This is a genomic window from Aeromonas sp. FDAARGOS 1403, assembly GCF_019047325.1.
In the GTDB taxonomy this organism is placed as follows: domain Bacteria; phylum Pseudomonadota; class Gammaproteobacteria; order Enterobacterales; family Aeromonadaceae; genus Aeromonas; species Aeromonas dhakensis.
Map to the genome: position 1 here is coordinate 2,804,642 of NZ_CP077249.1, position 19,549 is coordinate 2,824,190.

Sequence of the window (19,549 nt, forward strand, 5' to 3'; positions counted from 1 at the left end):
TGCATCTGAGCGGCGTCATGTTGCAAGGGAGGTGGATGTAGCCCCGCGCCCGGCCCGTTGTCGCAAGCCCGATGAACCCAGTGAGCAAAACAGGGCACTTTTTTCCTCAAGTTCAGCCGGAACATGCCGATATATAGGGTAAGCGGCGTTAATGCGATGAAGCGTTGAAAATAATGCTAAAGACATCGAAAAAGAGGCCGTTAAATAAGAAGCATCGAACAGGAAAGACAATAAAGTTCGAGCAAATTAAATAGTAAATTTAATAGCTTAGGAGAATAGTCATGGGTCTTTATATCAATACGAACGTTTCATCGCTCAACGCCCAGCGTAACCTGATGAACACCAACAAATCTCTGGATACATCCTACACCCGTCTGGCATCCGGTCTGCGCATCAACAGCGCCAAAGACGATGCCGCCGGTCTGCAGATTTCCAACCGTTTGACCTCCCAGATCAATGGTCTGGATCAGGGCAACCGCAACGCCAACGACGGTATCTCCGTCGCCCAGACTGCCGAAGGCGCCATGGATGAAATTACTTCCATGCTGCAACGGATGCGTACCCTGGCCCAGCAGTCTGCCAACGGCTCCAACAACACGGATGACCGTACCGCGTTGCAGCAAGAGTACACTCAGCTGATGACTGAAATCGACCGGGTAGCCAAAGACACCACCTTCGGTGGCCAGAATCTGCTCAAGGGCGGTTATGTGGGCTCCTTCCAGGTCGGTGCCGATGCCGGTCAGACCATCACGTTCCGGATGACCACTGCCTTCAGCATCTCTGGCATGGCGTCCGCGACCAGCGGCAGTGCGGCTGTGACGACCACTACTTCGGGCGAGCCTTATAAAATCACAAAAACTGCAGGTACGCCGGTGAGTTCTACCAGCATGTCGACCATTACGGCGGCAAGCTCTGCCCAGTCGGCCATGGCCAACCTGGATTACATGATTAAAGTGGTGGATAGCAAGCGTGCCGAACTGGGTGCGGTGCAGAACCGGTTCGATTCGACCATTCGCAACCAGGCGAACGTCTCTGAAAACGTCAGTGCCGCCCGTTCACGGATCCGCGACGCAGACTTCGCGACCGAGACCGCCAACCTGACCAAGCAGAACATTCTGCAACAGGCAGCCTCGACCATACTGTCTCAGGCAAACCAGCGTCCGCAGTCAGCACTCTCCCTGCTGCAGGGCTGATAAAAGAAAACAGGGCGGTTGTTCAGGCCGCCCTGGTCAAGAGATGGAACAAAGGGGTGTTCGGTTCGCACTCTGTTCTATCGGGAGAGAATCTATTCTCTACTAGTAAAGCCAAGTGTTGTACAGCTGTTCAGTTCTGTCACGCTTGGTCATATTCTCCTGAGCGTATGCTCGTTTTAGGCCGGATCTTCCGGCCTCTTTTTATTGTGCCGTCAAATTGACGCCACTCCCCCATATCAAAGCACAAACTGTGCCAACCCTCAGAGTTCATCTCTGTCACGCCGGCTTTAGGCCCTGCTCCCGATAACAGGAGACTGCTCGCCGTCATTTTGCCGCTTGCCGGATAAAACTTGCCGCCTTCGGCAATTATTTTCCTAAAGCTTGTCGCTGCGCTGCCGTTAAATAAAGTGAAGCAATCGAGGGGTGTTCGGAATCCAACGTTTGCACTACTGCGGGTGACCTGTCCGTTCAAACAGACACCCGCCAGAAGAATCAGGCTCGTTCAACCTGTTCTTCTAACGGTGGGACGCCGCTTTGGCGGTGCAACCCGCAGTCGCATGTTCTTCGGGAGAATATTTTATGGCCATGTACATCAACACGAATACTTCATCACTGAACGCCCAGCGTAACCTGATGAACACCAACAAGTCCCTGGATACGTCCTATACCAGACTGGCTTCCGGTCTGCGTATCAACACCGCCAAGGACGATGCTGCCGGTTTGCAGATCTCCAACCGTTTGACCTCTCAGATCAACGGCCTGGACCAAGGTAACCGCAACGCCAACGACGGTATTTCCGTCGCGCAAACGGCTGAAGGGGCCATGGATGAAGTGACCAGCATGCTGCAACGCATGCGCACGCTGGCACAGCAATCCGCCAACGGCTCCAACAACACCGATGACCGTACTGCACTGCAGCAAGAATTTGACCAGCTGACCACCGAGATCAACCGGATCTCCAACGACACCACCTTTGGTGGCCAAAAACTGCTGGATGGGAACTACAAGGGGTCATTCCAGGTAGGGGCTGACGCTGGTCAGACCATCACCTTCAAGATGACCTCCGCGTTCACCATCAGCGGGATTGCGGCGTCAACCAAGGGCAGCGCGACCGTTGCGACCAGCGCCACTGGCGAGCCTTACAAAGTGACCAAGGGTACGTCAGCGGTGACTTCTACCAGCGTCAGCAGCATCAAGGCAGCAAGTTCGGCTCAGCTGGCCATGGCCAACCTTGACTTCATGATCAAGGCGGTTGACAGCAAGCGGGCGGAGCTGGGTGCGGTACAGAACCGGTTTGACTCCACCATCCGCAACCAGTCCAACGTCTCTGAAAACCTGAGCGCCGCACGTTCTCGTATCCGTGACGCAGACTTTGCGACCGAGACGGCCAACCTGACCAAGCAGAACATTCTGCAACAGGCAGCGTCCAGCATCCTGGCGCAAGCCAACCAAAGACCGCAATCTGCTCTGTCCCTGCTGGGCTAACAGAACAGCAGTGATGAGATAGGAAAAGGAGCGACGATATGGCCAATGAAATTGGGATCCCGTCATCGGTCACTCCTTCTTCTCTTCAGTCAAGTAGCAAGAGCGGCCAATCGGCCGCTCAAGTGCTATCTGGCACGACGGAAGAGCAGCGGGTGACGGCACAACAGGATGTGAAAAAACAGCAGGATGCTCTGGCTGGTGATAAAACCGCCAAACAGGACGTATCCAATGCCGATATTGAAAATGAGGTGCAAAACTTGCAAGAGTTCAGCAAGTTGCAAGGCTGGACTGTCAATTTCAGTGTTGAGAAGGATCTGGATCAGGTGGTTATCAAGGTGGTGGACGCCGAGACCAAGTCAATGATCCGGCAGATCCCGAGCGAGGAGCTGCTGGCCATCAGCAAGCGGATCAAGGATCTGCGTGAGGGCGATGTATCCGGCGGCGGTTCGCGGGTCGGGTTGCTGCTCGATAACGAGATCTGATACGAAAAAATTAAGAGGAGAGAGAGTATGCCCACCATTACGTCTGCCGGTGCCGGCTCTGGACTCGATTTGGAGTCAGTGATTGCTGCCAGTGTCGATGCCAAAAAGGCACAACTGATGCAGCCCATCACCACCAAGAAGACCAACACTCAAATCACTCTCTCCGGTGTGGGGCAACTGAAGTCTGCCATCGCCTCGTTCGTGACCACTCTGCAGGCCATGGCGAAGGATGATGCGTTCAACAAGCGCTCCATCAACATTACCCAGGACAAGGACAAACCCGTGCTCAAGGTGGAGAGCAAGGCGGGGGCCTCCAACGGTCAATATGACATCAGCGTCGAACAATTGGCGAAGTCCAGTAAATTTGACGGCACCTTCGACTCGTCGACGACCCCCCTCATCACTCAGGACGGGAAACTGACGTTCAAGGCTGGCGACAAGACCTTCGATGTGGATGTCAAGGCGGGTGACTCGCTGCAGTCCATTCGCAAACGGATCAACAATGACGCCGACAACTTCGGTCTGAGCGTCAACATCATGAATACCTCAGATGGCAAATCCAAGCTGATGATCGACTCAGGGGTCAGCGGCGACGGCAAGGATCTGCAGATCACCGGCAACACCACTGAGTTGACCGACAACCTGGTGTCCAAGTTGACCAAGAGCCAGAGCGCTCAGGATGCCAAGATAAAGGTAGATGGCAACTCGCTGACCAGTGCGACCAATACCTTCGATGGCACCATAGTCGGGCTCAAACTGACCGTGCTCAGAGAGTCGGATAGCACGACCACCACCGATACCAACGGCAATCCGGTCAAGACCTACAGCTCGAACAAGGTCGATGTGACCACCGACAAGGCCGGCATCAAGGACATGGTCAAGAGCTTTGTCGACGGTTACAACGCGCTGGTGAAGAAGAGCAATGATCTTGGCAAGCGCAACTCGATCGTGGCAGGGAAGAGCCAGAATGATGGCGGTGCATTGGCCGGTGATGCGACGACGCGTGCCGTGGTCAACATGATGAACGGCCTCATCACCGAACCCTCCAAAAAATCGTCTACCTATTCAACGATTTTCCAGATGGGTATCAAGATGGACAACAAGGGGGTATTGTCCATCGACGATACCAAGTTCAGCGAGGCCATCGACAAGAACTTTGATCAGGTAGTTGCGGTGTTTGGCGGCAAGGATGGGGTCGCAGGCAAGCTGGCCAGCCAGCTGGAAACCTACTCCAAGACCGGCGGCCTGCTGGCCAAGCGGGAAGATTCGCTCAATTCCGATCTGCGCGAAGTAAGCCGCAAGGAGTCGGATGTTACCGCCCAGCTGACCAAGTATCAGGAGACCTTGCGGGCTCGTTATGGCAGCCTGGACAGCATGCTGGCCAAGATGAACAAGTCGGCCTCTTATCTGAATCTGCTCAATACCAAAACGAATTAATACGTAGTCAGGAGCCGTGCCTCTTATGTATCGGAAAAATATCAAGGCTTACACCACCCAGAATCTGCAGTCCGAGCTGGCGGTGGCGGATCCCTACCGGGTGATCCAGCTGTTGATGCAAGGTTGCCTCGAGCGTCTTGCCCAGGCCCGTGGTGCCATCGAACGTCGTGATTTCGAAGCCAAGTCCCAGTCCATCTCCAAAACCATGGCCATTATCAACGGTCTGCAGGACTCGCTGGACCTCTCCTATGGCAAGGTGCCGGAAGATCTGTTTGCGCTCTACGACTACATGAAGGTGCGTATGATGGATGCCAGTCGTGACATGGACATGGCCGCCATCGACGAGGTGATGAACCTGATGCTGACAGTCAAGAGTGGCTGGGATGCGATTCCGGTCGAAGAGCGCGACAAGGCCATTGCCCAGCAAAAAGCGGGTCGTGCGGAATGAATGATGCCAAGCTGTCCGGCTTGATGAACCACGGCAGCCGCTTGCGGTTGCTGTTGGAGCAAAATGAGCTGGCGGCAGCGGAAGTGCAAATGGAGCACTATCTCGCTGCCCTGAACGAGGTCTTCGAGCATATCCCCGCTGACAGTCACCTTAATGCAGAGCAGCAGCAAGCCCTGTCTCAGTTTCACATGATCCATGCGCTGATAACGAATGCGAGACACCTGGCAGAGGATGAATTGCGCCAATTTTCCAAGGCCGGTCGTGTGGCGGGCCTTTACAAGATGAATGCGGGTTGAGTACCGAATGGATTTTAACAAGAATATCAAAGATGCCGAGCATGAGCTCTCCCGTCTAGCCAGGCAGAAAGAGCAGGAAGCCGCCATGCTGGAGGTGCTGCCCGTTCGCCATGAACTCAATATGGCTGCCTTTGAAAAATATATGCCCGGAATACATGCATTTTTCAAAGAGTATCAGCCGGTCAGACCCTTCCGCTTTTTCTGCAATGAGAACGGCGTTCCAAATGTTCTTTGGCTGGACGATGATGTCTCCCTCTATGGCGATGATCCCTTTGCCGAAGCACAGGCCCAGATTGCCGAGGTGATCGAACATAGCGTATTGCAATGTATCGACTTTGTGCCTCAGTGGCATCTGGAAGGGCAGATCCATATCGCCTACAACAATGCCATCTCCAAACTCAAGGAGAATGTGTCGCTGGAAGGCTTGCTGCTTCGCAAGGCGCTGGATGCCGACATTCCCTTGTCCTTCATGTACGGGATCGGACTGGGTTATCAGCTAGGCTACCTGTATGAGCAGTGCCGGGTTCGGAATCTGTTTGCCTTCGAGCCCGACCTCGATATGTTCTATGCCTCGCTCTATTGCTTCGATTGGCACAAGTTGCTCGAGTACATGGAGCAGGAGTCGCTGAGTCTGCACCTGTTCATCGGTGTCGATGAACAGCTGCTGGTTGCCGACATGATGGAGGCGCTGCATCGTAAAGGAGCATTCTGGTCGGCGAGCTATTTCTCGTTTTGTCATTACCACTCACCCAAGCTGCATGCCTTGATCGACAAGGCCGAGGGTGAGCTGTATCTGCTCAAGACGGGCTGGGGCTTTTTCGATGACAATATTTATGCGCTGGCCCACAGTCACACCCATCTGCAGGATGGCACGCCTTTCCTGAAGCGAGAGCGGGATACCTCGCTGGTCGAGCAGGTGCCGGTATTCGTGGTCGGTAACGGACCGTCGCTGGATCAGAGCATCGAATTCATCTGGCAGCATCAACGGCAAGCCATCATCATTGCCTGCGGCACGGCCGTCAGTGCGCTGCACAAGGCGGGCATCAAGCCGGACATCTATGTGGCGGTGGAGCGCACCAAGAGCTCGGCGGATTTCCTGCGCATCCTCAATGCGGACGATTTCCTCAAGGATGCGGTCTTCCTCAGCGTCGACGTGATCCACCCCGAGTGCAAGACCTTCTTTCGCAAGACGGGGCTGACCTTCAAGCCCAACGAGCCCATGTTTGCCATGCTGGTCAGCCGGTTTGGTCAGGCTTTCGAGTATGAGTCCATTGAATTCTCCAACCCCTTCGTTGGCAACACCGGCCTCAATTATGCGGCGTTGCTCGGGTTCAAACAGGTATACCTGTTCGGAATAGACAATGGCTACAAGTACGCAGACAAGCATCACTCCACTCTGAGTCTCTATTACAACGAGAAGAGAGAAGCCAAGTACAACGAGAATCTGAAAGGTACTTTCCCGGCACCGGGCAATTTGGGCGGGGAAGTGCGGATCAATCATCTGTTTGGCCTGGCAATCCATAACATGACGCGCGTGCTGACAAGCCATCCGGATATGCGCTGTCTGAATTGCAGTGATGGGGCCTACATTGAAGGCGCCATCCCTCAACGGGTGGAGGCCCTGCAAGTCAACAGCCCGGAGCTGGACAAGATCGCTTTGCTTGATGAGCTGATGGCGCGCAGCTTCCAGCCGTTCGACATGGCCAGCGTTGACTTCAATGCCGCGCTCAATGTGACGCTGTTTGACGATCTGCTGGAGAAGTTGCGTACCGACTGGCAGACGGTCAAATACGAACATAATGACATACTGGCCATGATGCAGCGTCACCACGACTATCTGCTCTATTTGCTGATGAGCCGTGATTGCCATCTCTATCGTGTCTTGATCGGCTCGATGAACTATTTCTACGCCAACATCATCGGCTTGATGATGACCCTGATGGACGCAGCGCCTGACAAGTTCGAAGCCAAGGTGAAAGAGGCCGAGGTGATACTCGAGCGGTTCTTCGACGATGCAAAGCCGATTTATGCCGATGCCTTCCAGCGACACGATTCCGTCTACTTCGTGGGGCTGGATATCTTCAAGAAGAAGTGACGGCTATCTCTCGTCACGTCTCTGCCAAACAAAAAAACGCCGGCCAATGCCGGTGTTTTTTTATTGTACAAGTGATGAGCTGCGGGCTTTAAAAGCTTGGTGACTGTACACCTGCGATGGCCCGGCATATCTGCTCCACCGCATTGAGTGCTCTTGGGGTGAAACGGTGCAGTTCGTCCGAGTTAATGAGATGAAGGCGCTGATGGCGGACGGCATCCAGATTGGGCCACTGTTGCCAGTGGCGCAGGGCGTCAGCGTCTTGACTCCCTGCCAGGATCAACGCCGGATTGGCCTTGATCACCTGCTCCAGGCTGACCTGTGGATAGGGCGTGCGGGCCGCTGCCATCACGTTTTCCCCACCGCACAACTCGATGGCCTGGGCGGGCCAGGCGTTGCCGCTGACGCTGGTGAGCGGTGGATACCAGAGCTGGTAGAACACCTTGATATGCTTGGGTCTGCCGTAGCGCTGGCCAAGGGCGGCCAGGCGGGCGAGATAGGCGTCGGCCTCGGCATTGGCGGTTTGTTCCACCCCCAATGTTTTTCCCAAGGCCCGCATCTCGGTGGCGAGGGAGGCAAAGTCGGTCGGCTCTGAATAGAACACCGGGATCCCCAGCTGTTCGATGGGGGCCAGCATGCGGGATTGGGCGGAGCGCCAGGCGACGATCAGGTCGGGCTTCTGGGCCAGCAGGGCTTCCAGATTGATGCTGCGGTAGTTGGCTACCTGGGGCAGGCGTTTGACCTCGGGCGGATAATCGGAGGCATCGTCGGTGGCCACGATGCGATCCCCTGCGCCGATGGCAAACAGCAGTTCGGTCAGGTGGGGGGTGAGGCTGACGATGCGTGCAGGCGTGCCAGCCAGCAGGACGGGTGACATGCACAACAGGCAGAGCAGGATGAGCCATCTAGCCATGCAGGTGCTCCAGCACAGTGAGCAGCAATGCCAGCGCCAGCCAGCCCCAACCGGCTTGTTGCAGACGGTTGAGCAGGCGCAGGGCCGTGCCGGCCTCCGGCTCGGCGGCGGCATCAAACACGGGAAAACGGAACAAGCTGCCCTGATAGTAACGGGGGCCACCGAGCTTGCAGCCCAGCGAGCCGGAGAGCAGCGCCAGCAGTATTCCCATGGCGGGGTAGGGCCAGAGCATGGCTGTACGCAATCGGCTGGCCAGCTTGCGCAGCTGGGTCAGGCACAAGGGCAGCGCCAGCAACAAGATGGCAGGGGTACACAGGGCCTGGTAGAGCACGGCGGCGGCCCGGCCAAAGTGGGCAAAGGCTGGCAGTTTCGGGCTCCAGCCCTGATTCATCAACTGGGCGAGGCGCCACAGCAGGGCGCCTTGCACACCTGCCAGGGCAAATCCCAGCAGAGGGCCGGCCCACTGCCCTATCAGGCGCAGGGTGCAGCTTTCGCTGACCGCCTTGGCAAGCCCCATCAGAGATAGCTTGCCGGTATCGCGTCTGAGCCAGGGGGCCGCCTGCAACCGGGCCACCACCAAGGTATCCTGGTCTGTCAGTGCGCGAGTGGCACGGGCCAGCTCCCGCAGCGGGCGCGATTCCAGCATCAGCAGCAGAAACAGCAGATCGAACAGCGGCTCCGAGAGCGAGAGATTTCGCACCGCCCAGAGTCCGGCGGCGCACGGCAGCCAGACAATCAGCATGGCCAGCAGGCCGGCCTGCAGTTGCTGCCCGGGGGCGCCATCGGGACGACATACTTTGTGACCCAGCCGGGTCAGCAGGGGCACGACGGCGGAGAGCCGATAGTGGGCCGGCCAGGGGACGATGGCCTCCAGCAGCGCGGCCCCGAGCAAAATGGCCGCCGGAGTGGCGGCCATCTGTTCCAGTGTGGTGAGTGTGATCACAGCTTGCCGAGCATCTTGATGATCACTTCGGCAGAGTGCTTGCCGGCCACCTCGATGAAGGCATCGAAGGATTCAACCTGTTCCTTGCCGGCGATGTCGGACATGGCACGCACCACCAGATAGGGCACCTTGAACATGTGACATACCTGACCGATGGCCGCCCCTTCCATCTCGACCGCCAGCATCTGCGGGAAGTCGGTGCGAGCCTTGGCGATGGCGTCGGGCTTGCACATGAACTGATCGCCGGTGCAGATGAGGCCGACCTTGGTCTGATGCTTGCCTTGCTCGGCAATGCAGGCCTGGGCGACGGCGATGAGCTGCTCGTCGCAGGGGAAGGCGGCAGGCTGCTGCGCCATCTGGCCCATCTCGTAGCCAAAGGCGGTCACGTCGACATCGTGGAAGCGCATCTCGCTGGCGATCACCACGTCACCGATGTGCAGGTCCTGGGCAAAGCCGCCGGCAGAGCCGGTGTTGATGACGCAGTCGGGGGCGAATTTTTCCAGCAGCAGGCTAGTGGCGACGCTGGCGGCGACTTTACCGATGCCGGAGCGGGTCAGGATCACCTCCTTGCCTGCCAGGGTGCCCTGATAGAACTCGCAGCCGCCCAGTTGCAGGGTGGTCGGGTTGCTCATCTGGCTGCGCAGCAGGGCCACTTCCTGTTCCATGGCGCCGATAATACCTACTTTCATCACTCACCTCGTCTTGATGGCCAGTTGGCCGAATAAGTTGTTGTGGATCATAACAAAAGTTGGCGATGGCGCCGAGCATTCCGATGCTGGCGGGTGGGAAGGTCCACTCAAGGGTAGCGCTCGGCCAATCTGGCCAGCTCGCCGCGGTCCGCCAACCGTTGCAGGGTGTTGGTAAACAGGGCCAGGCGGGCAGGGGAGGTGCGCTGGTAAAACAGGATGTAGAAGGGGATGGTCTCCATGGCGGTGGGGAGGATGCGGATCTGGTCGCTCAGGTGATGGCGCTGCAGATCGGCTTCGATACCGGGTGAGCGGTAGTAGACGAAGCGTCCGCGCTTCATCAGCAGCTTGTCGTAGTTGGCGGCGCTGCTGCTCCCGCCGCTGTCGATGATGAGCCCCTGTATGGCCTGCAGCCGTTCGATGGCGCCACTGCCGTGATTGACGAGGATGATCCCTGCATTACCCAGCGCCCTGACGTCGTCCCAGTGGTGGATCTCGACCGGGTCGTCGCTGCGCACCGCCAGGTGGTAGCGTACGGTGAAGATGGGGGGCTGTAGATAGAGGAAGTGGTTGCGGCGGACCGGGTTGTCGCCCACGCCGCAGAGGAAGTCGAGCTGGCCGAAGCGCACCCGTTTTTCCAGCCGCTTGAGGGGGATAAAGTGCTGATCCCCCTCGATGCGCAGGGCAGGCTCCTGTTGCTCCATCAATCGAAACAGTTCGACGCAGAGCCCCCCTATGCGGCCATCTGCCATCTGGGTGTATTTGGGGGCGGACTCGGGCTGCGCCGCCGTGCGATAAATCTCGGTGGCGCTGACGGCCCGGTGAGTGACTGCTAGCAGACAACCCAGCACCATCACCCGGAATATCATGTCATGCTGGCCCTCGATGCGTGGGAAAATGCGACGTTGCCTGCGGATGTCGCGGCGCTAGTGCTGAAACATTACGCCATATATCAGAACCTTATCAACCAAGCGCCGTATCCAGGGTCATCATCAGCGCAAACCCGGCCATCAGGCCCAGGGTAGCGTGGGTCTGGTGGCCGTTGCGGTGCGTTTCCGGGATCACCTCGTGGGAGACCACGAACAGCATCGCGCCGGCGGCCAGCCCGAGGCCGATGGGATAGGCGATGGCCAGCCCGCTGGAGAGGCCGACGCCGAGCAGGGCCCCGAGTGGCTCAAGCAGACCGCTGCCGATAGCGACCAGCACGGCTTTGCCGGGCCGAAAACCGGCCGCGCACATGGCGAGTGCCACCGCCAGCCCTTCCGGAATGTCTTGCAACGCGATGGCGGTGGTGAGCGGCAGACCCACCGACATGTCCCCCTGCGAGAAGCTCACCCCGATGGCCATCCCCTCCGGCAGGTTGTGCAGGGCGATGGCAAATACGAACAACCAGACCCGGGAGCAGCTCTCGTGACCGGGGCCGCAGGGGCCGGTCTTGTCGTGTTCATGGGGGGTGAATTGATCGAGCCCCAGCATCAGGAGTACCCCGAGGGTCATGCCTGTCACCACCACGGCGGCGGCGAGAAAGCCGTTGCCAGTGATCCCCTCTGCCGCCTCGAGCCCCGGCAACAGCAGGGAGAAGGCGCTGGCTGCCAGCATCATGCCGGCGGCAAAGCCCAGCATGCTGTCTTCTACCCGTTGCGGAACCGAGCGCAGAAAAAGGGCGGGCAGGGCGCCAAGCGCGGTGGCGGCAAAGCCGGCCAGGCCGCCGAGCAGGCCATAGCGAACGCCGGGGCTGATGTCGCCGGCGGCCAGCATCACCAGGCTTTGCAGCAGCAACAGCACGACGGTCGCCAGAGCAACGAACAGGCCGATGGCGATCACCGGGCGTGCCCGCAGCTGCTCGCGCAGCTGGGCTGACCAAGAGGAAAGGGGCAGGGCTGACGCGTTATCCATGAAGATCACCTCTTTTGCTTGACGGCAGGGATGGCGCGGCGCCATCCGGGGACTCTTGCATTACAGCGAGCCGGGCCTCACTTGTCCATGCCGGGGCATCGATTGCATTCATCGGCTAACTATTTGAAATGATTTGGTCGTCTTGAATAGTTTGTGACGAAGATCTGGTTGTATGGAAAAACAACTTGCTTTGTTGCGGCGAAAGCTGGTGAAGGAGTAGGCAGGTTTGTGGTAAAGTGCCGCCCTCGCGAAACCCACCCTTCCCTTGGTCTTTCGCAACGTCCCATCTCCCGTCAGGAAAGCCCGGGTTACCAGTTCATACGGATGTGATCGCCACTGTGCACCTGCTTGTCAGCAGTTGAGGATCACCAGCCACCATGTTTTACAAAAATCTGTCTATCGGCAAAAAGATTGCCGTGGTCTTTGCGGTCATTGCCGCCGTCAACGTGATATTCGGTATTTTTCTCTCCAGCGAACTGCGCGGCGTGCGCGATCGCGTGTTGAATTTTACCGATTCCACCCTGCCGAGCGTGCTCTCGGTCGAGAACCTGCTCTACGACGTATCCTACGTGCGCCGCGCCCAGTTTGCCCTGCTGATGGTGGATGACGCTACCGATCTGCAGGCGCGTCGTGGCCGGATCCAGGCCAACGTTCAGAAAGTCGAGCAGGCCTTCCGGGGCTATGAGGCCACGGTCGGTGCCGCCCATGAGCATCAGGTGTTCAACGGCGCCAAGCAGGCGTGGCAACGCTACCTGAATTCGGTCAATCTGGTGGATCAACTGCTGGCACAAGGCCAGCTGGAGCAGGCCAAGGTACAGCTGTTCCAGTCCAACCCCATTTATGGCGAGCTGGAGCAGGCGGTCAATGGCCTGGTGGAAGTGAACCTCGGTTTCGTCAAAGAGAACCGCGGCAGCCTGCTTGACAGCGTCAACATGGTGACCAGTTTCGCCATGGTGAGTATCGGCAGCCTGCTGCTGTTCATGGTGGCCATGACCTGGTTCCTGACCCGCCAGATCTGCCTGCCGCTGCAGGCCGTGGTGGCCCAGGCCAACGCCATCGCCGCCGGCGATCTGACCCATCAGCTGGATCGCCAGCACATCGGTCGTGACGAGCTGGGCATGCTGGCCAAGGCGTCTCTCAAGATGCAGGACAACCTGCGCGGTCTGATTGAAGAGGTTGTGGCGGCTGTGACCCAGCTGGGCGCCGCCATCGAAGAGGTGAGCGCCGTCTCCGAGCAGTCGGCACAGGGGATCCAGAGCCAGCAGCAGGAGATATCGCTGGTTGCCACCGCCATGGCCCAGATGAAGGCTACCGTGGCCGATGTGGCAGGCAACACCGAGACGGCGTCCGAGTCGGCCAGCTCCGCCAATGCCTTGGCGCGCCGCGGCAATCAGGATGTACAGAGCTCGCTGATGGCAATCACCCGGGTTGCCGAAGAGATTGAACAGGCCGGTACCCTGGTCACCGAACTGGAGCGCGAATCCGCCCAGATCAACGTGGTGGTGGACGTGATCCGCGGCATCGCCGATCAGACCAACCTGCTGGCGCTCAACGCCGCCATCGAGGCGGCCCGTGCCGGTGAGCAGGGCCGTGGCTTTGCGGTGGTGGCTGACGAGGTGCGTACCCTGGCGGGTCGCACCCAGGCGTCCACCGGCGAGATCGTCGCCATCATCGAAACCCTGCAGGCCCGTGCCAACCAGGCCAAAGAGGTGACCGGCCAGAGCTGCGAGATGATCCGCCAGTGCGTGGAGCAGAGCGAGCAGACCAGCGACGGCATCCAGCAAATCGAGGAGGCGGTCGCCCAGATCGCCGACATGGCCATTCAGATCGCCAGTGCCTGCGGCGAGCAGGACGCGGTCTCCGATGAGCTGGGTCGCAACGTGGAGCGGATCAACGAATCCTCCAACGAGGTCGCTGTTGGGGCCGATCATACCGCCCGTGCCTGCCTGGAGCTGAGCCAGCTGGCTGCCGGTCTGCGTCAGACCATAGGCCGCTTCCGCCTGGCGTAATAGCTGTATCGGCACCAGACAGGGTGCCGTGTCATGGCCTGTTGCTGCAGGCAAACAGTCAACCCGGCTTCGGCCGGGTTGACTGTTTTTGTTGGTCCGTCATTTCAAGGCATGAGCACAGGGATGGTTCACGACTCTTGGCCTGCCGCTGGGATCGGGGATTGACGCCGCACAAGGCGACAGTGACGTTCAGCGAGCTCGCCAGTCGGGACAGCGCTGGCCATGAGGGGCAGAGGAGCGATGGCAATGCGCATTGGCAGGGATTTGCTTGTCAGCGTCGATGGGTTGATGGTCATGAAAAGGTCATAAAAAAACCCGGCCTGAGCCGGGTTTTGATGAGTGCGGGTAGTGCTGGCTTACTTGGCCAGGGATTCCGGCAGCTCTTCGCGGATCTTGCTCAGCATCTCTTTCAGGACACGCGGGTTGGCCACCACGATGTTGCCGGAGTTCTCGTAGTTGTGACCACCGACAAAGTCGGTGACGATGGCGCCGGCCTCTTTGGCCAGCAGCTCACCGGCAGCGGTGTCCCAAGGCTTGAGGCCGATTTCCCAGAAACCGTCGACGCGACCGGCGGCCACATAGGCCAGATCCAGCGCGGCGGAGCCGGCACGGCGGATGTCGGCACACTCGATGAACATGCTCTGGAACATCTTCAGGTACGGCTCGATGTGGTGCTTCTGCTTGAACGGGAAACCGGTGGCCAGGATGGTGCCGGCCAGCTCTTTGGCCTTGCCGACACGGATGCGGTAGCCGTTCAGCTGGGCGCCGCTGCCACGGGTGGCAGTGAACAGCTCGTCACGGATCGGATCGTAGATCACGGCCTGTTCGGTCTTGCCCTTGACGCGCAGGGCGATGGAGACGGCAAAGTGCGGAATGCCTTTGACCAGGTTGGTCGTGCCATCCAGTGGGTCAATGATCCATTGGTAGTCCGGATTGGTACCGGCAATCTCACCAGACTCTTCAGCCACGATGCTGTGTTCCGGGTAAGATTTTTTGATGGTGTGAATGATGGCCGCTTCGGCTTCACGGTCAACGTTGGTCACGAAGTCATTGCTGCCCTTCTGGATAACCTCGATGTTCTCGGGTTGAGAAAAGGCTTTTACTACTACTTGACCGGCGTTGCGCGCAGCGCGCACGGCGATATTCAGCATCGGATGCATAGGTTCACCACTGGATGTTAAAGAACGGGGGAATAAAAGGACGCGGTATAATACCAGTCTTTTCGACAATGGCAACTGTTATACGTTATCGCTCCGGCCTTGGCGACTGCCAGATCTGACGGCTCCAATATAGGCTCTTTTTGGTCTAGTCTTATGGGCAGCAGCCGAATAACAGGCTGCCTTGAGCATAGGGACGTGGATCATGAATTTGTCATTAGTGAGTCAAAAACCGTCGGCAACCTCCACCCAGGGTTTGCTGGCCGCCTTGCGGAACTCGACCGGATACGGCGACTACTTCAACGAGCTAACCATTACCCAGCCATCCCACTGGCAACCAGGCAAGGAAGAGGCGGCCATCCTGCTGCTGGACGGGGATGCGGCCTGGCCCGAGTTTGCCTGGCAGCGCAACAGCGACACCTTCGGGTTGCCGGTGTTGCCGCTGCTGATGCGCAAGGGAGACGGTACTCTCACCATTCAGGGGCCGGATGTGCGGGACCCGCGCTTCTATTTCGTCTCCAACGGCATCGTGCTGGAAGAGTCTGAACTTGCCGATCCCGCCTGCAGCCGGGTGCTGCTGAACAAGCTGGAGTCCTACTTCCCGCTGCTTTCCCGCCTCATTCTGCTGCGCCAGCGTCAACCCATGGGGCTGTGCAACTAGTCTCTTCCTTCCCTGCGCTGGGCTGTTCAAGCGGCACAATATTTGTCATAACTGACCGGTATTGTGCCGCTTCGTCATGTTCAGGCCGGGGGATGTCCATGTTGTCCATCCCGCTGCGTTTCTCTGGCCGACATGGGCGAGGCCCTATCCGTCCTGTGCCAATGTGTGAATCACAAGGAGTCCATGATGATCGATTTTTATACCGCAGCCACCCCAAACGGCTTCAAGGTGGCGATTGCCCTTGAAGAGCTGGGCTTGCCCTACCGTGTCATTGCGCTCGACCTGTCGGCGCTGGATCAGAAGAAACCCGAGTTTCTGGCCATCAACCCCAACGGCCGCATTCCGGCCATCGTCGATCGGGACAACGGAGACTTCGCGGTGTTCGAGTCGGGTGCCATTCTTCTCTATCTGGCCGAGAAGGCGGGTAAGCTGCTGCCGGCGGATCCCAAGCGCCGCTCCCAGGCCATTCAGTGGCTGATGTTCCAGATGGGTGGGGTCGGGCCCATGATGGGGCAGGCCAATGTCTTCTATCGCTACTTCCCGGAGAAGATCCCGGCCGCCATCGAACGCTATCAGAAAGAGGGACGCCGCCTGTTCGAGGTGCTCGACAGCCATCTGGCCCAGCACGAATATCTGGCCGACGAGTACAGCATCGCCGACATCGCCACCTGGCCCTGGGTGCGTATCTATGACTGGAGCGGTATCTCTATCGAGGGGTTGCCCCATCTGCAGGCCTGGATGGACCGGATGGCTGACAAGCCGGCCTGCCAGAAGGGGATCACCATACCGCCGCGCAACGAGAAGCCGGAGGATCTGGTCAAGCAGGCCCAGCAGATGGTAACGCGTTGATTTTTATCGTTGACGGGGCCTAAAACCCCGTCACATTAGAAAAACTAAGGAAAGCTGATTATAAAGATTCGTTCGTTTTTCGTGATCTGAATCACTAAGATGACGGCAAGCCATGGGAGTGTCCTGCTCCCGGCCGGTGCGGGTTCTCCGCCTTGAGTTTTCACCTTTGATTGACCCTGTTTGTTGGATCCCCTCTGCGGTTTTCTGCCAGAGGCGGGCAGCCTTTCGATGATTTTTCGGGACTGAGATATGTATCGGCACAGTTTTTATCCGCTGTTTTTTCTGACCATTCTGATGGTCGCTGTGGGCCAGATGACCCAGACCCTCTACGTGCCCTCCATTCCCATGATGGCGGGGGACTTCAACGTGGCCTCCGGCCAGCTGCAGGCGGTGATGGCTTGCTACCTGATCCCGTACGGCCTCTCCCAGTTTGTCTACGGCCCCTTGTCGGATCGCATCGGGCGTCGTCCCATCATCATCATCGGCATGATGGTGTTCCTGGTGGGTACCCTGACCATCCAGCTGATCCCGAGTTTCATGGCGCTGCTGGCGGGCAGCTTCATCCAGGGGCTGGGGACCGGGGCCGGCGGCGCCATGAGCCGCACCCTGATGCGCGACCGCTACACCGGTGCCGAGCTCAACCGGGCCAACAGCCTGGTGAGCATGGGGGTGATCTTCTCCCCGCTGCTGGCCCCCGTGCTGGGTGGCTGGCTGACCGAGTTGTTCAACTGGCGTGCGGGCTACTGGTTCCTGTTCGGCTTTGGCGCCGTGGCGACCCTGGCCATACTGGCCTGGTTCGTCGAAACCTTGCCGGAGGAGGCCCGTCAGCAGCCGCTGCGAGTCGGTGCCGCCTATCGCCACGTGCTCGGCAACCCGCGTTTTCAGGGCAACCTGCTCTGCCTGATGGCGACCTTCGCCGGTCTGGCGGTGTTTGAAGCGGCCGCCGGCGTGCTGCTGGGAGACGTGCTCAAGCTGAGTGCCCGCACCGTCAGCGTGCTGTTCGTACTGCCGCTGCCCGGCTATCTGTTCGGTGCCTGGCTCTCCGCCAAGCTGAGTTTTCGCCTGAGCCAGGGCAAGCTGATGCGCCTTGGCATCGCCTTCCTGGCGCTGGGGTCACTCATCATCCTGCTGCCCGGTCTGTTCGGGATAGTGAGTGCCGCTTCCCTGGTGGGTGGGGCTGCCGTCTACTTCATCGGCAGCGGCATCCTCTATCCGACTGCCACCTCCTGCGCCATCGAGCCCTTCCCGGGCCAGGCGGGCACCGCCGGTGCCATCCTCGGTGGCATGCAGAACCTGGGGGCCGGCATCGTGACCCTGCTGGCGGCCTGCTTCCCGATGGAGGGGCAGGTGACCCTGGGCGCCATCATGACACTGATGGTGCTGATCGTGGCGCTGAGCTTCCTCTGGTTGCGCCACCACGGTTCGCCCCACGAGCAGATGGCCGTGTGAGCCTAATGATGTGAAAAGACCCGCCCGAGTTGGCGGGTTTTTTATGGGCCGCCGCTGGGGGCTGATATGCCGGGTGACGGAAGCGGGGGAGGGGACTGCCGCGCAGGCAAAGAAAAAGCCCGTCACACTGGTGACGGGCTTTTTGCTGTTGGTACCCCGGAGATGCCGTTGCCGGTTTGGGCCCTTGAACCGTCGGTTCAAGGCGGGGATCGGATCTGACCGCAGGCTTCTCGGTCGTGCCGAGCATGCGCAATAGCCAGAAGGCAGATCCCCTGTTTGGTATGAATATCGGCTCGGGGACTTGAACCGGCTGACAAACACCCCAGGGAATTTCAAAAACGTTGCGAGTTAGGGTTGTACGCCTTCGTCGCTGGATTCGCCATATTGTCCGTGCTCGATCAAGGCCGCTTCGATGGTGCGTTGCAGCATCTTGATCCGCTTGTCCATGGTCTCAGAGTATTGGTGATTCTTGTCTTTTTCAAGACAGAGCTCATGGCAGAAATTGAGTGCTGCCATCACCGCCAGCTGTTCATTGCTGGAGACCTTGGAGCGTTGACGCAGCTCGATGAGTTTATCAGTCAGCTGGTCGGCGGCCTGGCGCAGGGCATCCTGCTGTCCCAGGGGACAGGATACCTTGTAGGGACGTCCCAAAATGACGATTTCTACGGCCTCTGTGCTCATGCCTTCCTCAATACGGCGGAGTGTCATTCCGCCTTTATCCACGTGGACAACTGGGCGGGACTATATAGCGCAGATGCAGAAGTTTCAAGGCCTTGCTGGCTCTGGAAGGGGGAGAATGCTAGGATCCTGACCATTAATTCTGCATATTTGCCTGAACTTTGAGCGGATCTCCGATGAGCAAAACGAACCCCCTGAAATACGCGGCCGTGGCCGACCTGATGGAACAGCACGAGCTAATGGCAACGGCTGTAGAGGCCCATGGCGTGATCTGCGGTCTGGTGTGCGGTGGTGTGGCCCTGGACGACAAGAGCTGGCTGCCCCATTTCAACGATCTGGTCAACGACGGTTTCGGTCTGCCGGCCCCGGTGCGCCAGGTGATGACCGAGCTCTATCATGAGGTGATCGAGAGCCTGATGGCCCAGAAAGGGGTCGAGCTGCTGTTGCCAAGCGACGAAGCGCCCCTCGACGAGCGCATCGATTCGCTGGTGGACTGGTCTCAGGCTTTTCTAGCCGGTTTCGGCGTGGTGCAGCAAGAGCTCTCCAAGGCCTCCGAAGAGCTGCAGGAGATGATCCAGGACATCGCCAGCATCACCCAGGTCTCCGCCGAGTTCGATCAGGAAGATGAAGAGAACGAAGCCTCCTTCCTGGTGCTCTACGAGCACGTGCGCCTCGGGGTCATGATGGCGTTCGAGGAGTTTGGCAAGCGGCCGGATGCCCCGAGCACCCCGCCGACCCTGCACTGAGTCGAGCAAGTTCGAAAAAGAGCGCCTGGTGGCGCTCTTTTTACATCTGGATGTTGCCCGCGCCGGCCGGCTGTGATGAGGCAAGTAACGACAGGGACTGCACTTTTTTGCCCGTGGCTTCGCATCCCG

Annotated in this window: 19 protein-coding genes and 1 other RNA gene; 12 read left to right on the forward strand and 8 right to left on the reverse strand. The window is 58.7% G+C overall.

The window, feature by feature from the left end; genetic code table 11:
• Positions 1–281: 281 nt before the first annotated feature.
• The 7 genes from flaA to I6L33_RS13300 all read left to right on the forward strand — a co-directional run bounded on the left by flaA (position 282) and on the right by I6L33_RS13300 (position 7,436).
• Positions 282–1,193, forward strand: a complete 912-nt coding sequence (gene flaA, locus I6L33_RS13270) for a flagellin A (protein WP_010634334.1) — start codon at positions 282–284, stop codon at positions 1,191–1,193.
• A 579-nt stretch (positions 1,194–1,772) separates the two neighbouring features.
• Positions 1,773–2,678, forward strand: a complete 906-nt coding sequence (gene flaB / locus I6L33_RS13275; protein WP_005299664.1) for a flagellin B — start codon at positions 1,773–1,775, stop codon at positions 2,676–2,678.
• A 38-nt stretch (positions 2,679–2,716) separates the two neighbouring features.
• Positions 2,717–3,160, forward strand: coding sequence for a flagellar protein FlaG (locus I6L33_RS13280; protein ID WP_017786670.1), 444 nt, complete (start codon positions 2,717–2,719; stop codon positions 3,158–3,160).
• Positions 3,161–3,187: 27 nt separating this feature from the next.
• Positions 3,188–4,597 (forward strand): flagellar filament capping protein FliD, encoded by a 1,410-nt coding sequence (gene fliD / locus I6L33_RS13285; protein WP_010634332.1) that lies wholly within the window; start codon positions 3,188–3,190, stop codon positions 4,595–4,597.
• 25 nt (positions 4,598–4,622) lie between these two features.
• Positions 4,623–5,045, forward strand: coding sequence for a flagellar export chaperone FliS (gene fliS, locus I6L33_RS13290; protein ID WP_010634331.1), 423 nt, complete (start codon positions 4,623–4,625; stop codon positions 5,043–5,045).
• The gene (locus I6L33_RS13295) at positions 5,042–5,341 is read left to right on the forward strand and encodes a hypothetical protein (RefSeq protein WP_010634330.1); all 300 of its coding nucleotides are present in this window, start codon (positions 5,042–5,044) and stop codon (positions 5,339–5,341) included. Before fliS ends, I6L33_RS13295 begins: the two co-directional genes overlap by 4 nt.
• A gap of 7 nt (positions 5,342–5,348) precedes the next feature.
• Positions 5,349–7,436, forward strand: a complete 2,088-nt coding sequence (locus tag I6L33_RS13300) for a 6-hydroxymethylpterin diphosphokinase MptE-like protein (RefSeq protein ID WP_216972680.1) — start codon at positions 5,349–5,351, stop codon at positions 7,434–7,436.
• A gap of 88 nt (positions 7,437–7,524) precedes the next feature.
• Here I6L33_RS13300 and I6L33_RS13305 read toward each other — a convergent pair whose 3' ends face one another.
• The 5 genes from I6L33_RS13305 to I6L33_RS13325 all read right to left on the reverse strand — a co-directional run bounded on the left by I6L33_RS13305 (position 7,525) and on the right by I6L33_RS13325 (position 11,871).
• Complete coding sequence (locus I6L33_RS13305) at positions 7,525–8,346, reverse strand: cobalamin-binding protein (RefSeq protein ID WP_216972681.1); 822 nt, start codon at positions 8,344–8,346, stop codon at positions 7,525–7,527.
• Positions 8,339–9,289, reverse strand: a complete 951-nt coding sequence (locus I6L33_RS13310) for a cobalamin biosynthesis protein (RefSeq protein WP_162513163.1) — start codon at positions 9,287–9,289, stop codon at positions 8,339–8,341. The genes I6L33_RS13305 and I6L33_RS13310 overlap by 8 nt, the downstream gene beginning before the upstream one ends.
• A complete protein-coding gene (mtnN, locus tag I6L33_RS13315; protein WP_019840396.1) occupies positions 9,286–9,978 on the reverse strand; it encodes a 5'-methylthioadenosine/S-adenosylhomocysteine nucleosidase in 693 nt (230 codons plus the stop codon). Before mtnN ends, I6L33_RS13310 begins: the two co-directional genes overlap by 4 nt.
• A gap of 107 nt (positions 9,979–10,085) precedes the next feature.
• Positions 10,086–10,844 carry an ABC transporter substrate-binding protein gene (locus tag I6L33_RS13320; RefSeq protein WP_213343195.1) on the reverse strand — a complete coding sequence of 253 codons (759 nt, stop codon included), beginning with the start codon at positions 10,842–10,844 and terminating at the stop codon, positions 10,086–10,088.
• A 94-nt stretch (positions 10,845–10,938) separates the two neighbouring features.
• A complete protein-coding gene (locus I6L33_RS13325; protein WP_213343196.1) occupies positions 10,939–11,871 on the reverse strand; it encodes a ZIP family metal transporter in 933 nt (310 codons plus the stop codon).
• Between the two features lie 377 nt (positions 11,872–12,248).
• Here I6L33_RS13325 and I6L33_RS13330 point away from each other — a divergent pair, with 377 nt between their 5' ends.
• Entirely contained in the window at positions 12,249–13,880 is a 1,632-nt protein-coding gene (locus I6L33_RS13330; RefSeq protein ID WP_216972682.1) for a methyl-accepting chemotaxis protein, read from the forward strand.
• A gap of 356 nt (positions 13,881–14,236) precedes the next feature.
• Here the strand turns inward: I6L33_RS13330 and suhB are convergent, their stop codons facing one another.
• Positions 14,237–15,040 (reverse strand): inositol-1-monophosphatase, encoded by an 804-nt coding sequence (gene suhB / locus I6L33_RS13335; protein ID WP_042008117.1) that lies wholly within the window; start codon positions 15,038–15,040, stop codon positions 14,237–14,239.
• A gap of 202 nt (positions 15,041–15,242) precedes the next feature.
• Between suhB and I6L33_RS13340 the strand changes: the two genes are divergently transcribed.
• The 3 genes from I6L33_RS13340 to emrD all read left to right on the forward strand — a co-directional run bounded on the left by I6L33_RS13340 (position 15,243) and on the right by emrD (position 17,996).
• Positions 15,243–15,698 (forward strand): hypothetical protein, encoded by a 456-nt coding sequence (locus tag I6L33_RS13340; RefSeq protein WP_017765933.1) that lies wholly within the window; start codon positions 15,243–15,245, stop codon positions 15,696–15,698.
• Positions 15,699–15,884: 186 nt separating this feature from the next.
• Positions 15,885–16,547 carry a glutathione S-transferase family protein gene (locus I6L33_RS13345; RefSeq protein WP_005299690.1) on the forward strand — a complete coding sequence of 221 codons (663 nt, stop codon included), beginning with the start codon at positions 15,885–15,887 and terminating at the stop codon, positions 16,545–16,547.
• A gap of 249 nt (positions 16,548–16,796) precedes the next feature.
• The gene (gene emrD, locus I6L33_RS13350; protein WP_005299692.1) at positions 16,797–17,996 is read left to right on the forward strand and encodes a multidrug efflux MFS transporter EmrD; all 1,200 of its coding nucleotides are present in this window, start codon (positions 16,797–16,799) and stop codon (positions 17,994–17,996) included.
• A 149-nt stretch (positions 17,997–18,145) separates the two neighbouring features.
• Here the strand turns inward: emrD and ssrS are convergent.
• Together ssrS and zapA are read right to left on the reverse strand one after the other, a co-directional pair.
• Positions 18,146–18,328: non-coding RNA, 6S RNA (gene ssrS, locus I6L33_RS13355), on the reverse strand.
• 16 nt (positions 18,329–18,344) lie between these two features.
• Positions 18,345–18,677, reverse strand: coding sequence for a cell division protein ZapA (gene zapA, locus I6L33_RS13360; protein ID WP_005299694.1), 333 nt, complete (start codon positions 18,675–18,677; stop codon positions 18,345–18,347).
• Between the two features lie 173 nt (positions 18,678–18,850).
• Here zapA and I6L33_RS13365 point away from each other — a divergent pair, with 173 nt between their 5' ends.
• The gene (locus I6L33_RS13365) at positions 18,851–19,420 is read left to right on the forward strand and encodes a UPF0149 family protein (protein ID WP_216972683.1); all 570 of its coding nucleotides are present in this window, start codon (positions 18,851–18,853) and stop codon (positions 19,418–19,420) included.
• Positions 19,421–19,549 lie beyond the last annotated feature (129 nt).

Bases quoted from the DNA above. Each gene is read 5' to 3' on its own strand.
- I6L33_RS13305 (WP_216972681.1), bottom strand. From the start codon at position 8,346: ATGGCTAGATGGCTCATCCTGCTCTGCCTGTTGTGCATGTCACCCGTC.
- I6L33_RS13320 (WP_213343195.1), bottom strand. From the start codon at position 10,844: ATGATATTCCGGGTGATGGTGCTGGGTTGTCTGCTAGCAGTCACTCAC.
- zapA (WP_005299694.1), bottom strand. From the start codon at position 18,677: ATGAGCACAGAGGCCGTAGAAATCGTCATTTTGGGACGTCCCTACAAG.
- I6L33_RS13340 (WP_017765933.1), top strand. From the start codon at position 15,243: ATGAATTTGTCATTAGTGAGTCAAAAACCGTCGGCAACCTCCACCCAG.
- I6L33_RS13280 (WP_017786670.1), top strand. From the start codon at position 2,717: ATGGCCAATGAAATTGGGATCCCGTCATCGGTCACTCCTTCTTCTCTT.
- I6L33_RS13345 (WP_005299690.1), top strand. From the start codon at position 15,885: ATGATCGATTTTTATACCGCAGCCACCCCAAACGGCTTCAAGGTGGCG.
- suhB (WP_042008117.1), bottom strand. From the start codon at position 15,040: ATGCATCCGATGCTGAATATCGCCGTGCGCGCTGCGCGCAACGCCGGT.
- I6L33_RS13300 (WP_216972680.1), top strand. From the start codon at position 5,349: ATGGATTTTAACAAGAATATCAAAGATGCCGAGCATGAGCTCTCCCGT.
- mtnN (WP_019840396.1), bottom strand. From the start codon at position 9,978: ATGAAAGTAGGTATTATCGGCGCCATGGAACAGGAAGTGGCCCTGCTG.
- I6L33_RS13325 (WP_213343196.1), bottom strand. From the start codon at position 11,871: ATGGATAACGCGTCAGCCCTGCCCCTTTCCTCTTGGTCAGCCCAGCTG.
- fliS (WP_010634331.1), top strand. From the start codon at position 4,623: ATGTATCGGAAAAATATCAAGGCTTACACCACCCAGAATCTGCAGTCC.
- flaA (WP_010634334.1), top strand. From the start codon at position 282: ATGGGTCTTTATATCAATACGAACGTTTCATCGCTCAACGCCCAGCGT.
- I6L33_RS13295 (WP_010634330.1), top strand. From the start codon at position 5,042: ATGAATGATGCCAAGCTGTCCGGCTTGATGAACCACGGCAGCCGCTTG.
- emrD (WP_005299692.1), top strand. From the start codon at position 16,797: ATGTATCGGCACAGTTTTTATCCGCTGTTTTTTCTGACCATTCTGATG.
- I6L33_RS13365 (WP_216972683.1), top strand. From the start codon at position 18,851: ATGAGCAAAACGAACCCCCTGAAATACGCGGCCGTGGCCGACCTGATG.
- I6L33_RS13330 (WP_216972682.1), top strand. From the start codon at position 12,249: ATGTTTTACAAAAATCTGTCTATCGGCAAAAAGATTGCCGTGGTCTTT.
- flaB (WP_005299664.1), top strand. From the start codon at position 1,773: ATGGCCATGTACATCAACACGAATACTTCATCACTGAACGCCCAGCGT.
- fliD (WP_010634332.1), top strand. From the start codon at position 3,188: ATGCCCACCATTACGTCTGCCGGTGCCGGCTCTGGACTCGATTTGGAG.